This is a genomic window from Jatrophihabitans endophyticus (genome assembly GCF_900129455.1).
Taxonomy (GTDB): domain Bacteria; phylum Actinomycetota; class Actinomycetes; order Mycobacteriales; family Jatrophihabitantaceae; genus Jatrophihabitans; species Jatrophihabitans endophyticus.
In genome coordinates this window covers 203,409-226,002 of record NZ_FQVU01000003.1, presented here as the reverse complement: position 1 = coordinate 226,002, position 22,594 = coordinate 203,409, and the positions used below count along the sequence as shown (strand labels likewise).

The following is a 22,594-nucleotide window of genomic DNA, read 5'->3' as shown; positions in this document are numbered from 1 at the left end:
GCAGCGCGTCTGATGACCGGCGCGACCGCCGAGGTCGTCGCCGCCGTCCTGCTCGTGCTCTCGCTCGGCTTCGCGGTGCTGCGGCCCCGCGGCATCACCGAGGCCGCGGTCGCGGTGCCGGCGGCGGTGCTCGTCGTGCTCCTCGGGATCGTGCCCGGTCACGCCGCGCTCGACACGCTGCGAGGCTTCGGGCCCACCGTCGCGTTCCTTGCCGCGATCCTGGTCTTCGGTCACCTCTGTGCCGAGGCCGGCGTCTTCACCTACCTGGGCGCGACGGCCGCCCGGCTGAGCGGGGGCGACCCGCCGCGGTTGCTGGGCATGGTGGTGGCGCTGGCCGCCGCGACGACGGCGACTCTCACCCTCGACGCGACGGTCGTCCTGCTGACGCCGGTCGTGCTCGCCACCGCCGCGCGGCTCGCCGTTCCGGCGCGGCCGTTTGCCTACGCGTGCACCCGGCTCGCCAACAGCGGCTCGCTGCTGCTGCCGGTCTCGAACCTCACCAACCTGCTCGCGTTCGGTGCCGCCGGGCTGTCCTTCGGGCGCTTCGGCGCGCTGATGCTGCTGCCGTGGCTGGTGATGTGCGCGGGCGAGTGGCTCGCGTTGCGGGTGTTCTTCCGCGGCGACCTCGCGGGGCGCGCGGCCGCCCGCCCGGACGACGTCCCCCCGCCGCCGCGGTACGCGCTGGTCGTCCTCGCCGCGACCGTGGCGTCGTTCGTGGTCGCGTCCGCGGTGGACGTCGCGCCGGCGTGGGCGGCGCTCGCCGGCTGCGTCGCCCTGCTCGTGCCCCGGCTGCGGGGACGTGACGTGCACCCGTGGCGGCTGGTCGGCGAGGCCTCCCCCGGCTTCTGCGCGTTCGTGCTCGCCCTCGCCGTCGTGGTGGACGGCGTGACGCGGCACGGGCTGCACGACGCGCTGACCGACCTCGTGCCGTCCGGGACGTCCTTCGTCGCGCTGCTGGCGCTCGCCGCGCTGGCCGCCGTCCTCGCCAACGCGGTGAACAACCTGCCCGCCACGCTCGCCCTGCTGCCGGTCGTCACCGGCAACCCGGCGCTCGTCCTCGCCGTCCTCATCGGGGTCAACGTCGGGCCCAACGCCACGTACCCGGGATCGCTGGCCACGCTGCTGTGGCGGCGGCTCCTGCCCGCCGACGACAAGCCGCGCGCCGGGGAGTTCCACCGGCTCGGCCTGCTCACCGTGCCCGTCCTGGTGGTGGCGGCGACGGCCGCGCTGTGGGTCGCGCTACACGCCGTCGGGGTGTAGGTGTGCGGTGTCGTTGACGAGCCGCACCGAGGAGTTGCCGTCGTCCCAGTAGTCGACGGTCGACACCGACGCGGTGTCGAGGTGCAGCCGGAACATCGCCGCGGGCGGGGCGTCCAGCGCCAGCCGCACCAACGTCTTGATCGGCGTGACGTGCGAGACGACGACGACGGTCCCGCCCGGGTGCGCGCCGATGACCTCCTCGCGAGCACGGCGGACGCGCCGCGCGACGGCCGCGAACGACTCGCCACCGGGCGGCGCGGCGTCGGGCGACGCCCGCCAGGCGTCGAGCGCGGCCGGGTCCAGCTCGCGCGCCTCGGCGAACGTCAGCCCCTCCCACGCGCCGAAGTCGGTCTCGACGAGGTCGTCGACGATCCGCACCGCGAGCCCGAGCGGGCCGGCGACGGCCTCGGCGGTCTCGACCGCCCGTCGCAGCGGCGAGGAGACCACGGCGGCGACCTGGCCGTACCGGCGGCCGGCGAGCGCGGCCGCCTGCCGCCGCCCGGCGTCGTTCAACGGCAGGTCGTTGCGACCGGAGAAGCGCTTGTCGGCCGAGTGGACGGTCGAGCCGTGGCGGACCAGGACGAGCCGGGTCGGCGGCCCGGCCGGCGGCACCCAGGCCGGCGCGGCCACGACCGGGGTCCGGGCCGGCTTCGGCGTCCTGCCCGCCGCGCGGTCCATCGCCTCGTTCGCGAGCCGGTCGGCGTGCTTGTTCTTCTCGCGCGGGATCCACCCGAAGGTGACCTCGTCGAAGCCGCGCCGCAGTGCCTGCGCCTCGCGCGAGAGCCCTTGCAGCACGGCATTCTTGACCGACCACCGACCCGACATCTGCTCGACGACGAGCTTGGAGTCCATGCGGACGTCGACGCGGTGCGCTCCGAGCGCGTGCGCGGCCTGCAGTCCGGCGATCAGCCCGCGGTACTCGGCCACGTTGTTGGTGTCGACACCGATGGCGTCCGACTCCTCGGCCAGGACGGCCCGGGACGCGGCGTCGAAGACCACCGCGCCGTAACCGGCCGGGCCGGGATTGCCGCGGGACCCGCCGTCGGCCTCGACGATGACGTGCTCGACGCCGCCCGCGCTCACAGTCCCGACTCGGCGGTACGGACGAGGATGGCGCGACAGTTGTCGCAGCGCACGACCGCGTCCGGCTCCGCCTTGCCGACGGCGGCGAGGTCGCTGCCGGACAGCTCGATGCGGCAGCCCTCGCAGCGCCGTTGCCGCAGCAGGGCGGCGCCGTTGCCGCTCTGCGCGCGCGCCTTCTCGTACAGCGCCACCAGGTCGGCCGGCAGCTCGCCGGCGATCGCGGCGCGCTCGGGCGAGCGCTGCGCGGCGGCGGCGTCGATGTCGGCGAACGCGGCGTCGCGCTCGCCCTCGAGCGCCCGCTGCTCGGCGACCAGCGCGTCGTGGCGCGACGAGGCGTCGGCGAGCGAGGCCTGCGCGGCCTCGGCGCGCTCCATGACGTCGAGCAGCTCGTCCTCGAGGTTCGACTGGCGGCGGGCCAGCGTCGCGATCTCGTGCTGCAGCCCCTCGAGCTCGCGCGACGGCAGGCCACCGGCCTGCAGCCGCGCGTCGTCGCGGGCGGTGCGTGCGCGCACCGTCTCGACGTCGTTCTCGAGGCGGGTCTGCTCGAGCTCGATGTCGGCGACGGCGGTCTGCGCGTCGATCACCTCGGTGTGGACGGCGTCCGCCGCCGTGGCCTTCTCGGCGATCCGGGCGATCTCGGGCAGCGTGCGGCGGCGGTGCGCCAGCTGCGACAGCGCGGTGTCGGCGGCCTGCAGGTCGAGCAGCCGCAGCTGCGTGGCGGGGTCGGCGTTCACGTGCTCTTCGTGCTCCCTCGTTCGGGCAGGTCGGGCGATGCCGCGTGGATCGTCCACGGGTCGGTGACGAGCCGCGACACCCGGACGTCCACCGTAGTGCCGAACCGGCCGCGCAGCGCCGCCGCGACGTCGTCGAGCCACGGCGCCTCCGTGGCCCAGTGCGCCGCGTCGACGAGCGCCATGGCCTCGGGTCCGCGCTCCGTGACGCCCTCGACGACCGGATGGTGCTTGAGGTCGGCGGTGAGCAACACGTCGGCATCGGCGGCGCGGGCGAGATCGGCGTAACCGCCGCCGGACCCCCCGCACACCGCGACCCGGCGCACCGGCCGGTCCGGATCGCCGGCGGCGCGGACGCCCCACGCGGTCGGCGGGAGCACCGCGGCCGCGCGCTCGGTGAACTCCCGCAGCGTGCTGCCCGCCGCCAGCTCGCCCACCCGCCCCGTCCCGCGCGCGCCCGGGATCGGCGCCATGGGCAGCAGGTCGAAGGCCGGCTCCTCGTAGGAGTGCGCCGCGCGGAGCGCCGCGACCACCGAGGCCCGGGCGTCGCTCGGCACGATCATCTCGACGCGGGACTCGCCGACCCGCTCGATCTCGCCGACGGCGCCGAGCGTCGGGTGCGCGCCGGCGAGCGGGCGGAACGTCCCGTCCCCCTCGCTCGACCAGGCACAGCGGTCGTAGTCGCCCAGCCGGCCGGCGCCGGCGGCGGCGAGCGCGTCGATCATCGGCTCGCGCTCGGCGGTCGGGACGAACACGACGAGCTTGTCCAGCGCCGGCCCGGGCTGCGGGTCGAGCGGCTGCAGGTCGCGCAGTCCGAAGCGGGCGGCGAGCGCGTCCGACACGCCCGGGGACGCGACGTCGGCGTTGGTGTGCGCGACCAGGTGGGCGACCCCGCCGCGGATCATGCGGTGGACGAGGCCACCCTTGGGGTCGTCGGCCGGGACGCCGTGCACGCCGGTCAGCAGCAACGGATGGTGCGTCACGAGCAGCTGCGCGCCGAGGCCGACGGCCTCGGCGACGGTGGCGGGCACCGCGTCGACGGCGAGCAGGACGCGCTCGACCGGCTCGTCGGGGTCGCCGCAGACGAGTCCTACCGCGTCCCACGACTCCGCCCACCGCGGGTCGAACCACGCGTCGAGGACGGCGGTCAGGTCGGCGAGGCGGGGCACGCGGCGAACCTACCTCGCGTTCCGCGGCACCCCGGCGCCGCACAGCTTGACCGCGTACCGTCGCCGGCGGCGGACGTCCGGGAGACGGAAGGTGTGCGCATGGTGCTCTTCGGTGGTGCGCTCGGCCTGCTGGCGCTCGGGGTGTGGATCTTCTGCGTCATCGACGCGATCACCACACCGGCCGACCAGGTGCGGACGCTGCCGAAGCTGCTGTGGGTGCTCGTCGTCGTCCTGCTCGCCGACGTCGGCTCGCTCGCGTGGCTGATCGCGGGCCGCCCCTGGAACGCGCGGGCCACGACGCCGCGGGGCGCCGGACGCGGCACCGCCGGTTACGGGATGTCGGCGCTGCCGGCGCGGCGCGCGCAGGCCCGGCCCCTGAGCCCGGACGACGACGACGAGTTCCTCGCCGGGCTGGCCGAGCGCAACGAGCAACAGCGCCGGCGCGAGCAGGGCGGCGACGGCGCCGGACCGGTCACCTGACCTCCTGCAGCACCCAGCCGTTGCCGTCGGGATCGGTCAGCTCGGTGAACGAGTTGTAGCGGGCATGGTTCGGATCGACGCCCCGTTGCCATCCGTGCGGGGTCATGTGCCGGATCTCGCCGACCTCGACGCCACGGCTCACCAGCTCGTCGCGGGCGGCCTCGAGATCGGCCACCACGAGGTGCGTGCCGACGACCGACCCCGGTACCGCGTCGGTGATGCCGAAACAGACGGAGCACGCCGAGCCCGGCGGCGTGAGCTGCACGACGCGGAACCGCTCGTTCGGGTGATGGTCGACGTCGAGCGCGAAGCCCAGCCGCAGGGAGAACTCCTTGGCGCGGTCGACGTCGGTGACGGGCAGCTGCACGAGTTCCAGTCGGTAGTCCACGATCCTCCATCCGGTGCGGTGCTGCCACGCAGCCGCGGCCCTGGGCGGCGACGTCTCGACGTCCGCAATTAGCACCGACGCAACGCGACCGCCGTCGCGACACGCCGAGGCAACGCATCTTTTTCGCTCGTTGCCTTGTCAACTGGTGGGACTTGTGTGACGGTTGAGACCGCTGAGACGTCGTGGGACTGCCCGCAGGGGGCAGCAAGACAGCGCGACACCGACGCGGGAACCTCGCCGGACGAGCCCCGCCGCCGAAAGGTTTCCTCGACGATGCCGATCGCCCCCAAGCCTGGTTCTGCCGCGCCCTTTTTCGCCGACTGGACGCAGGAGAACATCGAACGGCCGGCCCTCGCCGAGCGGCTGCGCGAGTCGCGCGGGCCACGCAACTGGGGCATCGCCGCGGCGGTCGCGACCCTGATCGGGCTCGGCGTCTCGACGCTCGTCGCCCCCGGCGGGTCGGCCTCGGCCGACCCGAGCTCCAACACCTGGTACCGGCTGCGGATGTGCGAGTCGTCCAACAACTACAAGATCAACACGGGCAACGGCTACTACGGCGCGTACCAGTTCGACCTGCCCACGTGGCGCAGCGTCGGCGGCTCGGGCTACCCGAATCAGAACTCCAAGGCCGAGCAGGACTACCGCGCGCTGCGGCTCTACCGCTCACGCGGCTGGCAGCCGTGGGAGTGCGCGTCGATCCTGGGCCTCGCCGAGGACTCCGACGCCCGCAGCGGCCGGTACGGCGACATCCCCAAGCCCGGCTCGGGCGGCTCGTCCGGCGGCGGGAGCAGCTCCGGCGGCAGCTCCTCCGGCGGGAGCAGCTCCGGCGGCAGCTCCTCCGGCGGCAGCTCCTCCGGCGTCCCGGCGTTCCCGGGTGGCTCGCACTGGTACACCTACGGCGAGACCAACCGCCACATCAAGACCTTCCAGGACCAGATGCACAAGCGCGGCTACTTCCCCGTCGGCACCGGCGAGTACGGCCCCAACACCCGCCGCATGATCAAGCGGCTGCAGCAGCTGAACGGGCTCGTCCCCAACGGCTACCTCGGCCCGAACACCTGGCGCCTCGCCTGGAAGGGTCGGTACTCCACGTCGGCATCGGCCGCAGCCCCGAAGATCCCGGCGTTCCCGGGCGGCTCGCACTGGTACACCTACGGCGAGACCAACCGCCACATCAAGACCTTCCAGGACCAGATGCACAAGCGCGGCTACTTCCCCGTCGGCACCGGCGAGTACGGCCCCAACACCCGCCGCATGATCAAGCGGCTGCAGCAGCTGAACGGGCTCGTCCCCAACGGCTACCTCGGCCCGAACACCTGGCGCCTCGCGTGGGTGGGCACCTACCGCTGAGCGGGGGCCGCCGCCGCGTCAGTGGTGGCGGTGGTGGTGCTTGTGCTTGTGCTTGTGCGCGTGCTTGCCGCGATGCTTGCTGACGGCGGTCCCGATGCCGTAACCCGCCCGGTGCTTGCTCACCGCGGTCCCGATGCCGTAGCTGCCCTTCGCCGGCTGCGCGGACGCCGCCGACGCGGTGCCGAGCATCGTGAGGACGAGTGCCGCTGACGTCGCGATGGCGACCAGGACGCGGGCAGTCGCGCGACGCACGGACGCGCGCATGGACGTGTTGCTCATGTGATCCCCCTGAGTCACCCGTCCCCCGACGGATGTGAAACAAGCGTAAAGCATGCGCCGGGCTCCGTCGAGCACGGTCGCCCGCCGGACGGGCACCGCCCGGGCGCCGGTGTGCGGTCAGCCCGGGCCGGGGCCGATCGTCGTCACGGCGGCCGCCGCACCCGCGGCGTTCGCGCCGTCGGTCGCCGCGTGCGTGCACGCGGCGTCGACGGCGTCTCGAGCCGCCTGCGGGTCCTCGCCCCGCGCCTGCGCCTCCCGCGCCGCAGCGCGTCGCCGGCGTTCGGGTTTGCTGACCAGGATCTCCGACAGTCGCATGCGAGGACGATGCCCATCGCAGCGGACGGCCAATCGGTTGCGGACGACCGGCGGCTTCGTGGGCGTTACTGGGATCGAACCAGTGACCGCTCGGGTGTAAACCGAGTGCTCTCCCGCTGAGCTAAACGCCCGGGACGCCGCGACGCGGCGCCGCTCAGGGTAGCCGGTGCCGCGGCTGCCACTCGGCTGTGCGGCCGGGTGGTGCCGACCCCGGCACGCCGTACCGTGAGGTCGTGCTCCGGACGCTTCGCCAGCCGCGCTACGCGGCGCTCGGCGTTCTCATGCTCGTCGTCGCGCTGGTGTGCGTCGCGTGCGGCGTCTGGCAGGTGTACCGCTTCGAGAGCAAGCGCGACGACAACGCCCACCTGCGCCGCAACGCCGACCGCGCGGCGACGACGGTGGCGGCGGTGCTGCCACTGGTCGGTCGGGGCCCGGCGCCGTCGCGCGACGACGTCGAGTACCGGCAGGTCCGCGTCACCGGCAGCTTCGACCCGTCCGGCGAGACGCTCGTCCGCAACCGCACCGACGGCGACGACACCGGTTTCCTCGTCCTCACCCCGCTGCGGACGGCGGGCGCGACGCTGCTCGTGGTGCGCGGGTTCGTGGTGCAGCCCAGCTCGGGGGCGATCCCGACGGCACCCGTGCCGCCGGCGGGGCGGGTGAGCGTCACCGCGCGCACGCAGTCGCCGGAGACGCGCAACGACCAGTTCGCGGCGCTGAACCGCCGTCAGGTGCTCTCGATCAACCCCACCCAGCAGCGGCAGCGCCTCGGCGGGGCGATGTACGACGGGTACGCCGAACTCGAGGGCGGTCAGCCGGGCACCGCCGGCCTGCGCGACCTGCCGGCCCCCGACCTCTCCAACCCCGCCGGCGGCGCGCTGGAGCCGCAGCACTTCGCCTACGTCATCCAGTGGTTCCTGTTCGCCGCCCTGGCGCTCGCGGCCCCGTTCACCATGGCTCGCGCCGAGACCAGGCGCCGCGACACCGGCGAGTTCGACGACCTGCCCGAGGAGGTCGAACCGGTGTCGACGCGGGACGCGTTGGAGGCGTTGGGCACAGCCACACCCACGGCGGCGGACGACGTGGTGGCCGTCCGCGCGGCCAAGCTCGCCGACCGCTACGGCCGGCCGGCGCGCTGAGCGCTCACAGCTCCTTGATCGCGGCTTCCCACGCCGCCGGATCGCGCCCCTCGCCGGGCCCGTTCATCTCGCTGAAGCGGACGACGCCGGTCTTGTCGATGAGGAACGTGGCACGGTTCGCGATGCCGGCCTCGGCGAAGAACGCGCCGTAGGCCTGGGCGACGCCCCCGTGCGGCCAGAAGTCCGACAGCAGCGGGAACTCGTAGCCCTCGCGCTCGCTGAAGATCTTGTGCGAGTACGCGGAGTCGACGCTGACGGTGAGCACCTGCACGTGGTCGTTCTGGTACGTGTCGAGATTGTCGCGCAGCGCGGTCAGCTCACCGGTGCAGATGCCGGTGAACGCGAGCGGATAGAAGACGAGCAGCACCGCCTTGTCGCCGCGGAACGACGCGAGCTCGACCTCCTCGTTGTTCTGGTCCTTGAGCGTGAAGTTCGGCGCGTCGGCGCCGACCGCCAGCGGTGTCGCCTGGGTCATCGTTTCCCTCCCGGAGTCTTGCGGCCGACGAGGCGGGCGGCCGACCACCCGTCGCCGACGGTGGTGATGGAGGTCTGCGACAACCCCGCGATCGAGGCGGCCTCGGCGATGTCGGACGGCTCCACGTAGTCGTCACGGCCCCGCTTGGGGGTCAACAGCCAGATGTAGCCGTCGTCGGCGAGCGGGGAGATCGCGTCGACCAGGACATCGGCCAGGTCGTCGTCCCCCTCGCGGTACCAGAGCAGGACGACGTCCACGACCTCGTCGGAGTCCTCGTCGACCATCTCCTCGCCGGTGTGACCGACGATGGCGTCCCGGAGTTCGTCGTCGGCATCGTCGTCGGCGCCGACCTCCATCACGATCATGCCGGGCCGCAGGCCCAACCGCTCGGCGCTTCCCACACCGTTGCCCAGGCCGTTGCCCGGCTGGGCTCCCGCGTTCACGGCGACTGCCTCCTCGAGTCCATCGGCACCATCGGTCTTGCATACCAATCGGTCAGTGATCCGTCGACCCTAGCGGGAGTCGAGGGTGTTGACTGGGGGGGACGCAAACGCCACAAGCACCAAGCGTGAGGAGCTCGCGTGACCCGCGATCGGTACAGCATCATCACCGACGGCCTACCCAATCAGCTGCCCGACATAGACCGCGAGGAGACGCGGGAATGGCTCGAGTCGCTGGATGCGGCCATCGACTCCGACGGCCGGCAGCGCGCCCGCTACCTCATGCTCCGGCTGCTCGAACGCGCCCGCGAACGACAGGTCGGCGTCCCCGGCCTGCGCAGCACCGACTACATCAACACCATCCCGCCGGAGCGCGAGCCCTGGTTCCCCGGGGACGAGGACATCGAGCGCCGCATCCGCGCCTACATCCGCTGGAACGCCGCGGTCGCGGTCTCCCGGGCCAACAAGACGGTCGGCGTGGGCGGCCACATCGCGACCTACGCGTCGGCCGCCTCGCTCTACGAGGTGGGCTTCAACCACTTCTTCCGCGGCAAGGACCTCGCCAGCGGCATGGGCGACCAGGTCTACTTCCAGGGCCACGCGGCCCCGGGCATCTACGCGCGCGCCTTCCTGGAGGGCCGGCTCACCGAGCAGCACCTCGACGGGTTCCGGCAGGAGGTCTCGCGCGCCCCGCACGGCTTGTCGTCCTACCCGCACCCGCGGCTCATGCCGCAGTTCTGGGAGTTCCCCACCGTCTCGATGGGGCTCGGCCCGATCGGCGCGATCTACCAGGCCCGGTTCAACCGCTACCTGCAGGCACGCGGCCTCGCCGACACGTCCAACTCGCACGTGTGGGCCTTCCTCGGTGACGGCGAGATGGACGAGGTCGAGTCGCTCGGCGCGATCGGTGTCGCGGCCCGCGAGGAGCTCGACAACCTGACGTTCGTCATCAACTGCAACCTGCAGCGGCTCGACGGTCCGGTGCGCGGCAACGGCAAGATCATCCAGGAGCTCGAGGCGTACTTCCGCGGGGCCGGCTGGAACGTCATCAAGGTCGTCTGGGGTCGGGACTGGGATCCGCTGCTCGCCGCCGACGGCAACGGCGCCCTGGTCAACCAGATGAATCAGACGCCCGACGGGCAGTTCCAGACCTACACCGTCGAGAGCGGCGCGTACATCCGCGAACACTTCTTCGGCAACGACCCACGGCTGCGCAAGATGGTCGAGGACCTCGACGACGACGCGCTGCGCAAGCTCTCGCGCGGCGGTCACGACTACCGCAAGGTCTACGCGGCCTTCGAGGCGGCGCGGGCGCACACCGGGCAGCCCACCGTCATCCTGGCCAAGACCGTCAAGGGGTGGACGCTCGAGTCGTTCGAGGGCCGCAACGCCACGCACCAGATGAAGAAGCTGACGGTGGCCGACCTCAAGGCGTTCCGCGACCGGCTCTACCTGCCGATCTCGGACAAGGAGCTCGAGGCCGACCTCGCGCCGTACTACCACCCCGGCGAGAAGTCCGACGAGATCCAGTACATGAAGGAGCGGCGGGCCGCGCTCGGCGGTGCGCTGCCCAAGCGCGTGATCCGGGCCAAGCCGCTCGCCCAGCCCGGGGACAAGGTCTACGCCGAGTTCCGCGGCGGGTCGGGCAAGCAGCAGATCGCGACGACGATGGCGACGGTGCGGCTGTTCAAGGACCTCATCAAGGACAAGGAGATCGGCGCTCGCTTCGTCCCGATCATCCCCGACGAGGCACGCACGTTCGGTCTGGACGCCATCTTCCCGACGGCGAAGATCTACTCGCCGCACGGCCAGGAGTACGAGGCCGTCGACCGCGACATGCTGCTGTCCTACAAGGAGTCCCAGCAGGGGCAGATCCTGCACGAGGGCATCAGCGAGGCCGGGTCGGTGGCGTCACTGATCGCGGCGGCGACGTCCTACGCCACGCACGCCGAGCCGATGATCCCGTTCTACATCTTCTACTCGATGTTCGGCTTCCAGCGCACCGGCGACCAGTTCTGGCAGCTGGCCGACCAGCTCGGCCGCGGCTTCGTGCTCGGCGCGACGGCGGGGCGCACGACGCTGACCGGTGAGGGCCTGCAGCACGCCGACGGGCACTCGCTGCTGCTCGCGTCGGCGAACCCGGCGTGCGTCGCGTACGACCCGGCGTGGGCGTTCGAGGTCGCGCACATCGTCAGGGCCGGGCTGGCCCGGATGTTCGGTGTCGGGGCGTACGAGTCGCACGAGGTCAGCGACCACGACGTCTTCTACTACCTGACGATCTACAACGAGCCGATCGTCCAGCCCAAGGAGCCCGACGACCTCGACGTCGACGCGCTGCTCAAGGGGCTGTACCGCTACTCCCCCGCCCTGGCCGACAACGGCCGGCCACGTGCGCAGCTGCTCGCGTCGGGGGTCGCGATGCCGTGGGCGCTCGAGGCGCAGCGGCTGCTCGGCGAGGACTGGGGCGTCGACGCCGACGTCTGGTCGGTGACGTCGTGGAACGAGCTGCGTCGCGACGCCGTCGCGTGCGAGGAGCACGCGCTGCTGCACCCGGGTGAGGACGCGCCGGTGCCGTTCGTGACGTCGTCGCTGGCCGACACGCCCGGTCCGGTCGTCGCGGTGTCGGACTACATGCGCGCGGTGCCCGACCAGATCTCACGGTGGGTGCCGAACGACTACGTCTCGCTCGGGACGGACGGCTTCGGCTTCGCCGACACCCGCGGCGCCGCCCGCCGCTTCTTCCACATCGACGCGCAGTCGATCGTGGTGGCCGCCCTCGAGCGGCTGGCGCGGGCCGGCGAGGTCAAGCCCGAGGTCGCCCGCGAGGCGTTCGAGAAGTACGAGCTGTCCTCGATCGAGGCGGCCGGCACCGGCACGGTCGGCGGCGACGCCTGACCGCCCCTCGTTCTGCGCCTTCCTCGGCGAGTTGGTTGATCAACAGGCCGTTCGATCAACCAACTCGCCGAGGAAGCCGGAAGATGGGCCGGAGATACGCCGAGGTCCGCGGCCAGCCGGCGAACACGTCCTGGGCGATGACACGCTCGACGCGGTAACCGTGCTGGCGCACGATGTGCTCCCGTTGCTTCTCCCGCCAGAGCACGTCGTCATCGAGGCCGACGGCGGTGTACTTGACCCGGCCGTCCACCTCGAGCACCAGCCGGAACCGCGGCCAGCACAGGTCGACACGGTAACCGCCGATCCAGCACTGCAGCTCCGGTGGTGGGAAGCCGTCGTCGTGCAGCCGCAGCCGTGTCACCGACTCGAGCGGTGACTCCGCCAACGGATCGGCCAGCGCCAGCACCTCGCGCGCCTGCCGGACGCCCGGCCACCCGACGGCCCGCACGAGCGCCGACTCGATCGTCGCCGGGGTGGCCATACCCAGTCGCACGGCGGCGTCGGCGGCCATGATCGCGTCGAAGCGATCGTGACGTGCGAGGTCGACGAGCGTGCGCGACGGCGTCGCCACGGCCACGCCGTACCAGGAGGTGATCTCGTCGTTGGCGAGCCAGCCGGTGAAGCACCCGGCCGCGGCCGGACGCACGCGGCCCAATGACTCGTCGCGCACGGTCAGCCGTGGGACGTCCGGCACCCCCATCAGCGGCAGACCGTGCAGCACCGCGCCACTGCGGCCGCTGATCGCGTCCGCCGGCCTGCGCCGGCCGGCCGCGGTCGCCGCGAGGGCGTGGGCATGCCGCGGGGTCGGCGCAGCCGTGGGGGCGACGTAACCGTGCCCCGCGATCGTCCAGGTGCCGTGGTGAGTACGCGTACGCGCCGCCGCCCGGGTGATGCCGAGCCCGGCGAGTTCGGCCGCGGTGAGGACGAAGCCACGCGTGGCCGCGAGCTCGAGCACGGGATCCGGCGGCATCCGCTCCGCCAGGCCGCGCCAATGGTCCGGCCACCGCGGCTCCGCCACGATCCCGCGCGAGTCAGGCATCGCGTCATCGTCCGGCCACGACGTCGACGGTTCGGGTTATCCACAACCCCGCCTTCGTCTTCCTCGGCGAGTTGGTTGATCAACAAGCCTGTTGATCAACCAACTCGCCGAGGAAGCGGGTGGGGCGGCGCACATCGGGGGCTGGGAGGATGGCCGGCATGACCGTCATCAAGATCAATGCGATCACCGTCCAGTCCGACAGCGGGGACGAGCTCGCGCACCGGTTCGCGGCGCGGGCCGGGGCCGTCGACGACGCCGACGGCTTCGAGGGCTTCGAGCTGCTCAAGCCGACCGACGACCGCACCCAGTGGCTCGTCATCACCCGCTGGCGCGACGACGCCGCCTTCGAGGCGTGGACGTCCTCGCCGGCGTTCGCGCACGGTCACCGGTCCGAGCAGGAGCGCTCGGGCGGCGACGCCCCCAAGCCGGTCGGGGTCCACAGCGAGCTGTGGAGCTACGAGGTCGCGGTCACCAACTAGTAGCGCGCACCCTGCGTCTGCTCGCCCAGCCCGTCGAGCGTCGCGAGCTCGTCGTCGGCGAACGCGACGTCGAAGGCGCCGACGTTCTGCTCCAGCCACTTCGTCCGCTTGGTACCGGGGATCGGCACGACGCTGACGCCCAGGCGCGGCGCCTGTGCCTGCACCCACGCCAGTGCCACCTGCGCCGCGGGCACGCCCTTGCGCTCGGCGAGGTCGACGACGGCGGCCGCGATGCGCTCGTTCGCGTCGCCGGCCTCGCCGACGAAGCGAGGGTTGTTGGCGCGAAAGTCCGAGGACGGCAGCGACGAACGGTCGAGCGTGCCGGTCAGGAACCCGCGACCCAGCGGCGAGAAAGGCACGAGCCCGACGTCGTGCTCGCGCATCGCCGGCAGCACGGTCGTCTCCGGGTCGCGGGTGAAGATCGAGTACTCGCTCTGGACGGCCGCGATCGGGTGCACGGCGACGGCGCGCCGCAGCTGCGCGTCGTCGACCTCGGAGAGCCCGAGGTGGAGCACCTTGCCCTCGTCGACGAGCTCGGCCATGGCGCCGACGGTCTCTTCGATCTCGGCGTCCTCCGGCGGGCGGTGCATGTAGTACAGGTCGATGTGCTCGACGCCGAGCCGCACGAGCGAGTCCTCGCAGGCCTTCTTCACGTAGGCGTGCGTGCCGTGGGTCCGCCGGTCGTTCCAGCCGAGGGACAGGTCGATGCCGAACTTGGTGGCGAGTTGGACCTCGTCGCGCCGCCCGACGAGCGCGCGCCCCACGAGCACCTCGTTGTGCCCGACGCCGTAGATGTTGGCGGTGTCGAGCAGGGTGACGCCGAGGTCGATGGCGCGGTGGATCACCGCGATCGACTCGTCCCAGTCGCCCTTGCCGTAGCTCTGGCTCATGCCCATGCAGCCCAGGCCCTGCGCCGAGACGGTGAGGCCGCCGAGATTCGAGGTGGGGATGCTCATGACTGCGACGGTAGTCAGACGTCCCAACCCACGACGAGGACGACGGGCCCCGCCCGCACCGCGAAGTCGTCCGGCGCCGGCTCGTCGAGGCGCAGGACTCCCCCGCCCGGCAGCGGCACCGGCGGCGCGGCGACGTCGACAGAGCGGTCGGCATCGGCGAGCAGAGTCGTCTGGACGAACACGAGCTCGTCGTCGCCACCGTTGGTCTCGGCGTGCCGGATGCCCGACCCGGTGGCCTGGACGAGCACGTCGCCCTGGCGCACCAGCAGCGCGCGCCCGTCGTCGTCCTGGTGTCGCAGCGTGCCCGAGACCACCCACGAGACGATGACCACGCCGCGGTGGGCGTGCCAGTCGAACCCGGCGCCGGGCGCGACCGTGTGCTCGTCGCAGCCGATCACGGCGCCGGCCGAGAGGTACGCCGGGTCGTAGTGCGGCCCGGCCGAGAAGACGTGCCGCGTGACGATGCCGGGCTGCTCGGTGCGGAACCGGAAGCCGTGGATCACGGCCGGACGGCGTGGTCGGCGGTCCAGGCGAGCAGCTGCTCGCGCGACCACGTGTTGACGACGGCCCCCGCGTCGACCCCGCACCGGGCCGCCCGCTCGCAGCCGTTGGGCTGCCAGTCGAGTTGCCCCGGCGCGTGCGCGTCGGTGTCGATCGAGGTCAGGCAACCCGCCTCGACGGCCAGCCGCAGCAGTCGCTTGGGCGGGTCGAGCCGTTCCGGACGCGAGTTGATCTCGACGGCCACGCCGAACTGCGCGCAGGCGGCGAACACGACCTCGGCGTCGAACCGCGACTCCGGGCGCGTACCCCGGCCACCGGTGACGAGCCGGCCGGTGCAGTGGCCGAGGACGTCGGTGTGGCGGTTGGCGACCGCGGCCACCATGCGCGGCGTCATCTCGTCGGCGGGCATCGTGAGCTTCGAGTGCACGCTCGCGACCACGACGTCGAGCCGTTCGAGCAGCGACGGCCTCTGGTCGAGCGTCCCGTCGTCGAGGATGTCGACCTCGATCCCGGTGAGGATGCGGAAGTCGCCGTCGGCGGCGTAGCGCTCGTTCAGCGCGGCGACGACGTCGAGCTGCCGTTCGAGCCGGTCGGCGGACAGCCCGTTGGCGACGGTGAGGCGCGGCGAGTGGTCGGTGAGCACGACGTACTCGTGCCCGAGCCGGCGCGCGGTCTCGGCCATCTCCTCGATCGGCGAACCACCATCGGACCAGTCCGAGTGCGTGTGCAGGTCGCCGCGCAACGCCGCACGCATCGCGGCCGTGGCCTCGTCCAGCGGCTCGTCCTCGGTGGCCTGCAGCCGACGCAGGTAGACGGGCGGTTCGCCGCGCAGCGACTCGGTCACGCACAGCGCCGTCACCTTGCCGATGCCGGTGAGCTGCTGCAGCGTGCCGGCGTCGGCCCGCTCGGCGAGCTCGCCGGGGTCGAGCTCGGCGACGACGCCGGCCGCCGTGCGGAACGCCTTGACCCGGTAGGTGGGCTCGCGGGCGCGCTCGAGCAGGAACGCGATCTCGCGCAGATCCGCCACCGGGTCACGAGCGTCGGGCACGCGTCGACCGTACTGGCACGTGGCAGGCTGGCGGGATGACCGAGGGACGGACGAGACACGCCGGCCGTCCCGGCATCGGCGAGCAGACCGTCCGCGCGATCGAGCAGGCCACCGGCCGGCTCGCCACGCAGAGCGTGGCGCGCATGGACGAGGAACTGCCGTGGTTCCGCGAGCTGCCCTCGGACCAGCGCTCGTGGGTCACCCTCGTGGCGCAGTCGGGGCTGCAGTCCTTCGTCGAATGGCTGCGCACACCCGACGACGTCCTGCACCTCACCGGCGGGGTCTTCGCCGCCGCGCCGACGGCGATGGCCCGTTCGGTGACGCTGCAGCAGACCGTCGAGCTCGTCCGGACGGCGATCGCGGTGGCGGAGGCGAACCTGCCCACCCTGGCCGCCGGCTCGGACGTCCCCGTCGTGCGCGAGGAGCTGCTGCGCTTCAGTCGCGAGATCGCGTTCGCGGCCGCCCGCGTCTACGCGACGGCCGCGGAGAACCGGGGCTCCTGGGACCGCCGGCTCGAGGCACTGGTCATCGACAACCTGGTGCGCGGCTCGGTGGTCGGCGACCCGCTGCCGAGCCAGCTCGCCGCGCTGGGCTGGCGCGAGACGGGCCCGATCTTCGCGGTCGCCGGGGCCGCGCCGGACGGCCCCGGGGACCTCATCCTCGCCGCCGCCCACTCCCGGACGCGCCGGCTCGGCGCCGATCTCATGGCCGGCGTGCACGGCGACCGGCTGATCGTCGTCGTCGGTGGCGCCGCCGACCCCGACGACGTCGCCGCGCACCTGCTGCCCGCCTTCGGCGACGGCCCGGTCGTCATCGGCCCGCTCGCGCCGGACATCGAGCACGCCCCGCTCGTCACGCAGGTCGCCCTGAGCGCGCTGCGGGCGGTGCCCGGTTGGCCGGCGGCGCCCCGCCCGGTGCACGCCGACGCCCTGCTGCCCGAACGTGCCCTCGCCGACGACGCCGAGGCGCGCACCCGGCTCGTCGTCGACGTGTACGCGCCGCTCGTCGCGGCCGGCGGCTCGCTGGTCGAGACGGTCGCGGCGTTCCTCGACGCCGGGGGCGCGCTGGAGGCCACGGCGCGCGCGCTGTTCGTGCACGCGAACACCGTCCGCTACCGGCTGCGGCGGGTCGCCGAGGTCTGCGGCGAATCACCCACCGACCCCCGGGGCGCGCTGACACTGCAGGTCGCGCTCGTGCTCGGACGGTTGGAAACAGCACGTTAACCCACAACCAAAACGGACATTCCCGGGACAGAGTTTCCGTGACGTTTGGCGGCTTCCTACAAAAGCTGATCGGCAACTGTGTGGGTGTCGGCGTCGCCACGGTCCGGGTCGGAGGACGATCCTGAGACGGTGATCGCCGTCTTCGCGCCCGGCCAGGGCGCCCAGTCCCCCGGCATGCTCGCCCCCTGGCTCGACCTGCCGGGCGTGGCCGAGGAGCTCGCCGGGTTCAGCGACGCGACCGGACTGGACCTGCAGCGGCTCGGCACCACCGCGGACGCCGACGAGATCAAGGACACCGCCGTCACCCAGCCGCTGCTGGTCGCGCTCGGCGTGATCGCCGCCGGCCGGCTCGGACTGGACGGTGGCGAACGCGTGGTGGCCGGTCACAGCGTCGGTGAGCTGACCGCGGCCGCCGTCGCCGGTGCCCTCACCCCGGTCGACGCCGTCGCGTTCGCGGCTCGCCGCGGTGCGGAGATGGCTGCCGCCTGCGCCGTCACGCCGACCGGGATGTCCGCCGTCCTCGGTGGCGAGGCCGACGAGGTCGTCGCGGGCATCGAGGCCGCCGGGCTCACCGCCGCCAACCGCAACGGCGCCGGCCAGATCGTCGCCGCGGGCGAGCTCGACCGGCTCGAACGGCTGGCCGCCGAGCCGCCGGGCGGCGCCCGCGCGGTGCGGGCCCTCGCCGTCGCCGGCGCCTTCCACACGCACCACATGGAGCCCGCGGCGAAGGCCCTCGGCGAGTACGTCGACACGCTGGACGTCGCCGACCCGCGCCCGATCCTGCTCTCGAACGCCGACGGTGCCGCCGTGACGACCGGCGCCGACCTCGTCGCCCGGCTGGTGCGGCAGGTGACCCTGCCGGTGCGTTGGGATCTCTGCCTGCGCTCGTGCGCCGATCTCGGCGTCACCGCCGTGATCGAGCTCGCGCCCGGCGGCGTGCTCACCGGCATCGCCAAGCGGGAGCTGCCGGGCGTCGAGCTGCTGGCGATCAAGTCCCCCGACGACCTCGAGAAGGGTCGCGCGCTCGTCGCCAGCCGGCCGCAGCACGGCCAGGGTGAGCACACGCCGGAGTTCCGGATCGTCGTGACGCCCACCAAGGGCGTCTTCACCCGTGCCGGGGTGGACGAGGGCGGCCAGGTCGCCCGCGGCGCGCAGCTCGGCACGATCCGCACCAACCAGGACGAGCACGTGATCGTGGCGCCGCAGGCCGGCGTCCTCGCCGAGTGGCTGCGCCACGACGGCGACATCGTGGCCGCGGGGTTGCCGGTGGCACGCCTCGCCGACGGATCGGAGTACTGAGTGAGCGACACCGCCGCTGCCGGAACCCCTGGGACCGCTCCGGGTGCCGCCCGGCTCGCCGTCACCGACGGCGCCACTGCCACGCGCATCCTCGGTCTCGGGCACTACCGCCCCAGCAACGTGATCACCAATCAGGACCTCGTCGACCGCGGTGTCGACACCGACGACGAGTGGATCAAGACCCGGGTCGGCATCGCCGAGCGCCGCTGGGCCGACGCCGACGAGACGGTCGTCGACATGGCCGAGCAGGCCGGCGCCAAGGCGCTCGCGAACAGCGGCGTGGCGGCGACCGACGTCGACCTCGTCCTCGTCGCCACCTGCACCATGCCGACCCCGGTGCCCGCGGCGGCCCCGAACCTCGCGCACCGGCTGGGCATCGACGCCCCCGGCGCCTTCGACGTCAACTCCGGCTGCTCGGGCTTCGTGTACGCGTTGAACACGGCGTCGGCCGCGGTCCTGACCGGTCAGGCGCGCAACGTGCTGGTGGTCGCCTCGGAGCGCTTCTCCGGCTGGCTGGACATGGCCGACCGCAGCACCTGCATCATCCTGGGCGACGCGGCCGCGGCCGCCGTCGTCGGACCCGCCGACGCGCCGGGCATGGGCCCGGTGGTGTGGGGCAGCGCCGGCGACCAGTCCGACGCCGTCGTCATCGAGGAGGACACCCGCTTCTTCAAGCAGGAGGGGCAGGCCGTCTACCGGTGGGCCACCGGCGAGATGGCCCCGATCGGCATCGAGGCGTGCCGCCGCGCCGGCGTCGCCCCCGAGGACATCGCCGCGTTCGTCCCCCACCAGGCCAACCTGCGCATCATCGACGCCCTCGCCCGCCGCATCGGCCTGCCCAACGCCGTCGTCGCCCGCGACATCGTCACGTCGGGCAACACCTCGGCCGCGACGATCCCGCTCGCGTTGTCGCGCATGGTCGAGCGTGGCGAGATCGAGTCCGGGGCGCCGGTGCTCATCCTCGGCTTCGGCTCGGGCCTGGCCTACGCCGGCCAGGTCGTGCTCGCCCCGTAGCGTCGGGCGCGCAGCCAGCAGACTGCCGCGCCGACCCGACCGGGTCGGCGCTCACCAATCAGAAGGGAACCGTTCCGTGCCCAGTAGCGACGAAGTCCGTCAGGGACTCGCCTCGATCCTCGCCGAGGTCGCCGACGTCAACCCCGACGACGTGTCGGACGACAAGAGCTTCGTCGACGACCTCGACGTCGACTCGCTGTCCATGGTCGAGGTCGCGATGGAGGCCGAGACGCAGTTCGGCGTCAAGATCCCCGACGACAAGCTGTCGGACCTGAAGACCGTCAAGGACGCCGTCGACTACATCGTCGAGAACGGCTGAGATGACTCCGAGCGCACACACCGACAGCGACCACGACACCGTCGTCGTCACCGGTCTGGGCGCCACGACCCCACTCGGCGGTGACGTGGCGACGTTCTGGAACGGCCTGATCGAGGGCCGGTCCGGCGTCGTCGCGCTCACCGACGAGTGGGCGACCGACCTCTCCGTGCGCATCGCGGCCCGGATGGCGGTCGAACCGACCGAGGTCCTGCCGCGCGTCCAGGCGCGCCGGCTCGACCGCAGCGAGCAGGCGGCCATCGTCGCCGCCCGCCAGGCCTGGCATGATGCCGGGTTCACCGGCAGGGCCAGCGAGAACGGCCTGGATCCGCTGCGCGTGGCGGTCGTCATCGGCACCGGCATCGGTGGCGTGACGAGCCTGCTCACGCAGTACGACATCCTGAACGAGAAGGGCCCGAACCGCGTCTCGCCGCTGCTCATCCCGATGAACATGCCCAACGGCGCCGCGGCGTACGTGGGTCTGGAGATCGGCGCGGGTGCTGGCGTCCACACCACCGTCAGCGCCTGCGCGTCGGGGGCGGAGGCCGTCGCGCACGGCCTCGACCTGCTGCAGCTGGGCCGGGCCGACGTCGTGCTCGTGGGCGGCACCGAAGCATGCATCCACCGGCTGAACATCGCCGGCTTTGCGCAGATGCGCGCAATGTCGACCCGCAACGACGAGCCCGAGCGTGCATCCCGGCCGTGGGACAAGAACCGCGACGGCTTCGTGCTCGGGGAGGGGGCGGGCGTGCTCGTCCTCGAACGCGCGTCCGACGCGGCGGCCCGCGGCCGCACGCCCTACGCCGTGCTCGCCGGCGCCGGCATCACCGCCGACTCCTACGACATCGTCAAGCCCGACCCCGAGGGCGCGGGCCAACGACGGGCCGCCGAGTCCGCGATCCGCCGTAGTGGCCTCGCCACGGCCGACGTCGTCCACGTCAACGCCCACGCCACCTCGACCCCCGCCGGTGACGGCGCCGAGGCCGCGTGGATCGCGGCGCTGCTGGGGGATTCGGCCGTCGTGACGGCCACGAAGTCCATGACCGGGCACCTGCTCGGCGCCGCGGGCGCGATCGAGGCCATCGCCACCGTCCTGGCGGTCAACAACGACCTCGTCCCCCCGACGATCAACCTCGACGACCCCGACGACGGCCTGCGCGTCGACGTCCCCGACAAGGCACGCGAGATGCCTGTGCCGGCCGCCCTCAACGACTCGTTCGGCTTCGGCGGCCACAACGTCTCACTCCTGTTCCGAAAGGCGTAGCACCATGACCGCGCTCGCGAGCCCGCCCGAGATCGATCCCCGCGACCCGGTCCTGCGCCTGGAGAAGCTCTTCGACGCCGGCACCGTCGAGCTGCTGCGTCCCCGTGACGACAGCGGTGTCGTCGCCGCGCGCGGCCGCGTCAACGGCTCGCCCGCCACGGCGTTCTGCACCGACGCCACCGTCATGGGCGGCGCGATGGGCTCGGCCGGGTGTCGGCACATCGTCGACACCATCGACATCGCGGTGCGCGAACGCGTCCCGGTGATCGGGCTCTGGCACTCCGGCGGTGCGCGTCTCGCCGAGGGCGTCGAGGCCCTGCACGCCGTCGGGCTCGTCTTCCAGGCGATGATCCGCGCGTCCGGCCGCGTGCCGCAGATCTCCGTCGTCCTCGGCCCGGCCGCCGGCGGCGCCGCGTACGGCCCGGCACTCACCGACGTCGTCATCATGTCCACGGGCGGCCGCGTCTTCGTCACCGGTCCGGACGTCGTCCGCTCGGTGACGGGCGAGAACGTCGACATGGAGTCCCTCGGCGGCCCGGACACCCACGGCCGGCGCAGCGGCGTCGTCCACGTCGTCACCGACGACGAGGACGCGGCGATCGCGGCCGCCCAGTCGGTGACCTCACTGCTCGCCCGGCAGGGCTCCTTCGACGTCGCGCAGGTCGGGCCGGGCACCGACCTCAGCGCGCTGCTGCCGGAGAACCCGAAGCGCGCCTACGACGTCCACCCGCTCGTCGTGTCCATGCTCGACGAGGGCGGGTTCCTCGAGCTGCACGCCAAGTGGGCCCCCAACATCGTCACCGGGTTCGGCCGGCTCACCGGCCGCACGATCGGCGTCATCGCCAACAACCCGCTGCGCCTCGGCGGCTGCCTCGACTCGCCGTCGGCGGAGAAGGCCGCGCGCTTCGTGCGGATGTGCGACGCGTTCGGCGTGCCCTTGCTCGTGCTGGTCGACGTCCCCGGTTACCTGCCCGGCGTCGGCCAGGAGTGGGACGGCATCGTGCGCCGCGGCGCCAAGCTGCTGCACGCGTTCGGCGAGTCCGTCGTCCCGCGGGTCACGCTCGTCACGCGCAAGACCTACGGCGGCGCCTACATCGCCATGAACTCGCGCGCGCTCGGCGCGACCAAGGTGTTCGCGTGGCCCGGCGCCGAGGTCGCCGTCATGGGCGCGTCCGCGGCCGTCGGCATCCTGCACCGCAAGAAGCTGGCCGCGGCCCCGCCCGGCGAGCGCGAGGCGCTGCACGCGCAGCTCGCCGCCGAGCACGAGAAGATCGCCGGCGGCGTCGCCCGCGCCATGGAGCTCGGCACGGTCGACGAGATCATCGACCCCGTCACGACGCGCGCCGCGCTCGCCGAGGCGCTCGCCGCCGCGCCGTCCGGTCGGGGTGCGCACGGCAACATCCCGCTGTAGCCCCGCAGACTCCTCCACCTCCCGGCGGACTCCGGCAGGA

The 22,594-nt window shown here is 73.0% G+C and carries 24 protein-coding genes and 1 tRNA gene; 12 read left to right on the top strand and 13 right to left on the bottom strand.

Features of this window, described 5'->3' with window-relative positions:
- Nucleotides 1-12: 12 nt before the first annotated feature.
- Nucleotides 13-1,260, top strand: coding sequence for an SLC13 family permease (locus BUE29_RS11190; protein WP_073390168.1), 1,248 nt, complete (start codon nucleotides 13-15; stop codon nucleotides 1,258-1,260).
- On the opposite strand, the gene BUE29_RS22820 is transcribed toward BUE29_RS11190, so the two are convergent.
- Genes BUE29_RS22820 through BUE29_RS11175 form a run of 3 tightly spaced genes read right to left on the bottom strand, consistent with a single transcriptional unit; the run spans nucleotide 1,240 to nucleotide 4,243 of the window.
- Complete coding sequence (locus BUE29_RS22820) at nucleotides 1,240-2,343, bottom strand: bifunctional RNase H/acid phosphatase (RefSeq protein WP_073390165.1); 1,104 nt, start codon at nucleotides 2,341-2,343, stop codon at nucleotides 1,240-1,242. The two genes, BUE29_RS11190 and BUE29_RS22820, sit on opposite strands and share 21 nt — an antisense overlap.
- Nucleotides 2,340-3,077, bottom strand: coding sequence for a zinc ribbon domain-containing protein (locus BUE29_RS22815; protein ID WP_073390163.1), 738 nt, complete (start codon nucleotides 3,075-3,077; stop codon nucleotides 2,340-2,342). The genes BUE29_RS22820 and BUE29_RS22815 overlap by 4 nt, the downstream gene beginning before the upstream one ends.
- On the bottom strand, nucleotides 3,074-4,243 hold the full coding sequence (locus BUE29_RS11175) for a Nif3-like dinuclear metal center hexameric protein (protein WP_073390160.1): 1,170 nt from the start codon (nucleotides 4,241-4,243) through the stop codon (nucleotides 3,074-3,076). Before BUE29_RS11175 ends, BUE29_RS22815 begins: the two co-directional genes overlap by 4 nt.
- 99 nt (nucleotides 4,244-4,342) lie before the next feature.
- Here BUE29_RS11175 and BUE29_RS11170 point away from each other — a divergent pair, with 99 nt between their 5' ends.
- Nucleotides 4,343-4,723: a PLDc N-terminal domain-containing protein gene (locus BUE29_RS11170; RefSeq protein ID WP_073390157.1), complete on the top strand. Its 381-nt coding sequence runs from the start codon at nucleotides 4,343-4,345 to the stop codon at nucleotides 4,721-4,723.
- On the opposite strand, the gene BUE29_RS11165 is transcribed toward BUE29_RS11170, so the two are convergent.
- Complete coding sequence (locus BUE29_RS11165; RefSeq protein ID WP_073390155.1) at nucleotides 4,716-5,111, bottom strand: VOC family protein; 396 nt, start codon at nucleotides 5,109-5,111, stop codon at nucleotides 4,716-4,718. The two genes, BUE29_RS11170 and BUE29_RS11165, sit on opposite strands and share 8 nt — an antisense overlap.
- 273 nt (nucleotides 5,112-5,384) lie before the next feature.
- Here BUE29_RS11165 and BUE29_RS23495 point away from each other — a divergent pair, with 273 nt between their 5' ends.
- The gene (locus BUE29_RS23495) at nucleotides 5,385-6,461 is read left to right on the top strand and encodes a peptidoglycan-binding protein (RefSeq protein ID WP_073390152.1); all 1,077 of its coding nucleotides are present in this window, start codon (nucleotides 5,385-5,387) and stop codon (nucleotides 6,459-6,461) included.
- 18 nt (nucleotides 6,462-6,479) lie between these two features.
- Here the strand turns inward: BUE29_RS23495 and BUE29_RS11155 are convergent, their stop codons facing one another.
- The 3 genes from BUE29_RS11155 to BUE29_RS11145 form a co-directional block, all read right to left on the bottom strand.
- Nucleotides 6,480-6,740 (bottom strand): hypothetical protein, encoded by a 261-nt coding sequence (locus BUE29_RS11155; RefSeq protein WP_073390148.1) that lies wholly within the window; start codon nucleotides 6,738-6,740, stop codon nucleotides 6,480-6,482.
- A gap of 117 nt (nucleotides 6,741-6,857) precedes the next feature.
- Complete coding sequence (locus tag BUE29_RS11150) at nucleotides 6,858-7,055, bottom strand: hypothetical protein (protein WP_073390145.1); 198 nt, start codon at nucleotides 7,053-7,055, stop codon at nucleotides 6,858-6,860.
- A gap of 59 nt (nucleotides 7,056-7,114) precedes the next feature.
- Nucleotides 7,115-7,186: transfer RNA gene (locus BUE29_RS11145), tRNA-Val, on the bottom strand.
- Between the two features lie 102 nt (nucleotides 7,187-7,288).
- Between BUE29_RS11145 and BUE29_RS11140 the strand changes: the two genes are divergently transcribed.
- Nucleotides 7,289-8,194 carry an SURF1 family protein gene (locus BUE29_RS11140; protein WP_143168135.1) on the top strand — a complete coding sequence of 302 codons (906 nt, stop codon included), beginning with the start codon at nucleotides 7,289-7,291 and terminating at the stop codon, nucleotides 8,192-8,194.
- A 4-nt stretch (nucleotides 8,195-8,198) separates the two neighbouring features.
- On the opposite strand, the gene BUE29_RS11135 is transcribed toward BUE29_RS11140, so the two are convergent.
- On the bottom strand, nucleotides 8,199-8,669 hold the full coding sequence (locus BUE29_RS11135) for a peroxiredoxin (protein WP_073390140.1): 471 nt from the start codon (nucleotides 8,667-8,669) through the stop codon (nucleotides 8,199-8,201).
- Entirely contained in the window at nucleotides 8,666-9,112 is a 447-nt protein-coding gene (locus BUE29_RS11130; RefSeq protein ID WP_084180966.1) for a DUF3052 domain-containing protein, read from the bottom strand. The genes BUE29_RS11135 and BUE29_RS11130 overlap by 4 nt, the downstream gene beginning before the upstream one ends.
- A gap of 138 nt (nucleotides 9,113-9,250) precedes the next feature.
- Between BUE29_RS11130 and aceE the strand changes: the two genes are divergently transcribed.
- Nucleotides 9,251-12,004 carry a pyruvate dehydrogenase (acetyl-transferring), homodimeric type gene (aceE, locus tag BUE29_RS11125; RefSeq protein WP_073390137.1) on the top strand — a complete coding sequence of 918 codons (2,754 nt, stop codon included), beginning with the start codon at nucleotides 9,251-9,253 and terminating at the stop codon, nucleotides 12,002-12,004.
- Nucleotides 12,005-12,059: 55 nt separating this feature from the next.
- Here aceE and BUE29_RS11120 read toward each other — a convergent pair whose 3' ends face one another.
- The gene (locus tag BUE29_RS11120; RefSeq protein WP_143168134.1) at nucleotides 12,060-13,043 is read right to left on the bottom strand and encodes a PDDEXK family nuclease; all 984 of its coding nucleotides are present in this window, start codon (nucleotides 13,041-13,043) and stop codon (nucleotides 12,060-12,062) included.
- 158 nt (nucleotides 13,044-13,201) lie between these two features.
- On the opposite strand from BUE29_RS11120, the gene BUE29_RS11115 reads away from it, so the two are divergent.
- Nucleotides 13,202-13,522: an antibiotic biosynthesis monooxygenase family protein gene (locus BUE29_RS11115; RefSeq protein ID WP_073391083.1), complete on the top strand. Its 321-nt coding sequence runs from the start codon at nucleotides 13,202-13,204 to the stop codon at nucleotides 13,520-13,522.
- Here BUE29_RS11115 and BUE29_RS11110 read toward each other — a convergent pair.
- Genes BUE29_RS11110 through BUE29_RS11100 form a run of 3 tightly spaced genes read right to left on the bottom strand, consistent with a single transcriptional unit; the run spans nucleotide 13,519 to nucleotide 16,027 of the window.
- Complete coding sequence (locus tag BUE29_RS11110; protein ID WP_073390131.1) at nucleotides 13,519-14,478, bottom strand: aldo/keto reductase; 960 nt, start codon at nucleotides 14,476-14,478, stop codon at nucleotides 13,519-13,521. The two genes, BUE29_RS11115 and BUE29_RS11110, sit on opposite strands and share 4 nt — an antisense overlap.
- A gap of 14 nt (nucleotides 14,479-14,492) precedes the next feature.
- Nucleotides 14,493-14,981 (bottom strand): pirin family protein, encoded by a 489-nt coding sequence (locus BUE29_RS11105; protein ID WP_073390128.1) that lies wholly within the window; start codon nucleotides 14,979-14,981, stop codon nucleotides 14,493-14,495.
- Nucleotides 14,978-16,027, bottom strand: a complete 1,050-nt coding sequence (locus BUE29_RS11100) for a PHP domain-containing protein (RefSeq protein WP_073390125.1) — start codon at nucleotides 16,025-16,027, stop codon at nucleotides 14,978-14,980. The genes BUE29_RS11105 and BUE29_RS11100 overlap by 4 nt, the downstream gene beginning before the upstream one ends.
- Nucleotides 16,028-16,062: 35 nt before the next feature.
- On the opposite strand from BUE29_RS11100, the gene BUE29_RS11095 reads away from it, so the two are divergent.
- From BUE29_RS11095 to BUE29_RS11070, 6 genes are all read left to right on the top strand, one after another.
- A complete protein-coding gene (locus tag BUE29_RS11095; protein WP_073390122.1) occupies nucleotides 16,063-17,250 on the top strand; it encodes a PucR family transcriptional regulator in 1,188 nt (395 codons plus the stop codon).
- 129 nt (nucleotides 17,251-17,379) lie between these two features.
- Nucleotides 17,380-18,549 carry an acyltransferase domain-containing protein gene (locus BUE29_RS11090; RefSeq protein WP_073390119.1) on the top strand — a complete coding sequence of 390 codons (1,170 nt, stop codon included), beginning with the start codon at nucleotides 17,380-17,382 and terminating at the stop codon, nucleotides 18,547-18,549.
- An 87-nt stretch (nucleotides 18,550-18,636) separates the two neighbouring features.
- Nucleotides 18,637-19,563, top strand: a complete 927-nt coding sequence (locus BUE29_RS11085; RefSeq protein ID WP_073391082.1) for a beta-ketoacyl-ACP synthase III — start codon at nucleotides 18,637-18,639, stop codon at nucleotides 19,561-19,563.
- A 76-nt stretch (nucleotides 19,564-19,639) separates the two neighbouring features.
- On the top strand, nucleotides 19,640-19,882 hold the full coding sequence (locus tag BUE29_RS11080; RefSeq protein WP_073390116.1) for an acyl carrier protein: 243 nt from the start codon (nucleotides 19,640-19,642) through the stop codon (nucleotides 19,880-19,882).
- A 1-nt stretch (nucleotide 19,883) separates the two neighbouring features.
- Nucleotides 19,884-21,143 (top strand): beta-ketoacyl-[acyl-carrier-protein] synthase family protein, encoded by a 1,260-nt coding sequence (locus BUE29_RS11075; RefSeq protein WP_073390113.1) that lies wholly within the window; start codon nucleotides 19,884-19,886, stop codon nucleotides 21,141-21,143.
- 4 nt (nucleotides 21,144-21,147) lie between these two features.
- Complete coding sequence (locus tag BUE29_RS11070) at nucleotides 21,148-22,554, top strand: acyl-CoA carboxylase subunit beta (RefSeq protein ID WP_073390110.1); 1,407 nt, start codon at nucleotides 21,148-21,150, stop codon at nucleotides 22,552-22,554.
- The last annotated feature ends 40 nt before the right edge of the window (nucleotides 22,555-22,594 follow it).

Coding starts and splice junctions, on each gene's coding strand:
- BUE29_RS11190 (WP_073390168.1), top strand. CDS start 13: ATGACCGGCGCGACCGCCGAGGTCGTCGCCGCCGTCCTGCTCGTGCTC.
- BUE29_RS11170 (WP_073390157.1), top strand. CDS start 4,343: ATGGTGCTCTTCGGTGGTGCGCTCGGCCTGCTGGCGCTCGGGGTGTGG.
- BUE29_RS23495 (WP_073390152.1), top strand. CDS start 5,385: ATGCCGATCGCCCCCAAGCCTGGTTCTGCCGCGCCCTTTTTCGCCGAC.
- BUE29_RS11155 (WP_073390148.1), bottom strand. CDS start 6,740: ATGAGCAACACGTCCATGCGCGCGTCCGTGCGTCGCGCGACTGCCCGC.
- BUE29_RS11150 (WP_073390145.1), bottom strand. CDS start 7,055: ATGCGACTGTCGGAGATCCTGGTCAGCAAACCCGAACGCCGGCGACGC.
- BUE29_RS11135 (WP_073390140.1), bottom strand. CDS start 8,669: ATGACCCAGGCGACACCGCTGGCGGTCGGCGCCGACGCGCCGAACTTC.
- BUE29_RS11120 (WP_143168134.1), bottom strand. CDS start 13,043: ATGCCTGACTCGCGCGGGATCGTGGCGGAGCCGCGGTGGCCGGACCAT.
- BUE29_RS11115 (WP_073391083.1), top strand. CDS start 13,202: ATGACCGTCATCAAGATCAATGCGATCACCGTCCAGTCCGACAGCGGG.
- BUE29_RS11110 (WP_073390131.1), bottom strand. CDS start 14,478: ATGAGCATCCCCACCTCGAATCTCGGCGGCCTCACCGTCTCGGCGCAG.
- BUE29_RS11095 (WP_073390122.1), top strand. CDS start 16,063: ATGACCGAGGGACGGACGAGACACGCCGGCCGTCCCGGCATCGGCGAG.
- BUE29_RS11075 (WP_073390113.1), top strand. CDS start 19,884: ATGACTCCGAGCGCACACACCGACAGCGACCACGACACCGTCGTCGTC.
- BUE29_RS11070 (WP_073390110.1), top strand. CDS start 21,148: ATGACCGCGCTCGCGAGCCCGCCCGAGATCGATCCCCGCGACCCGGTC.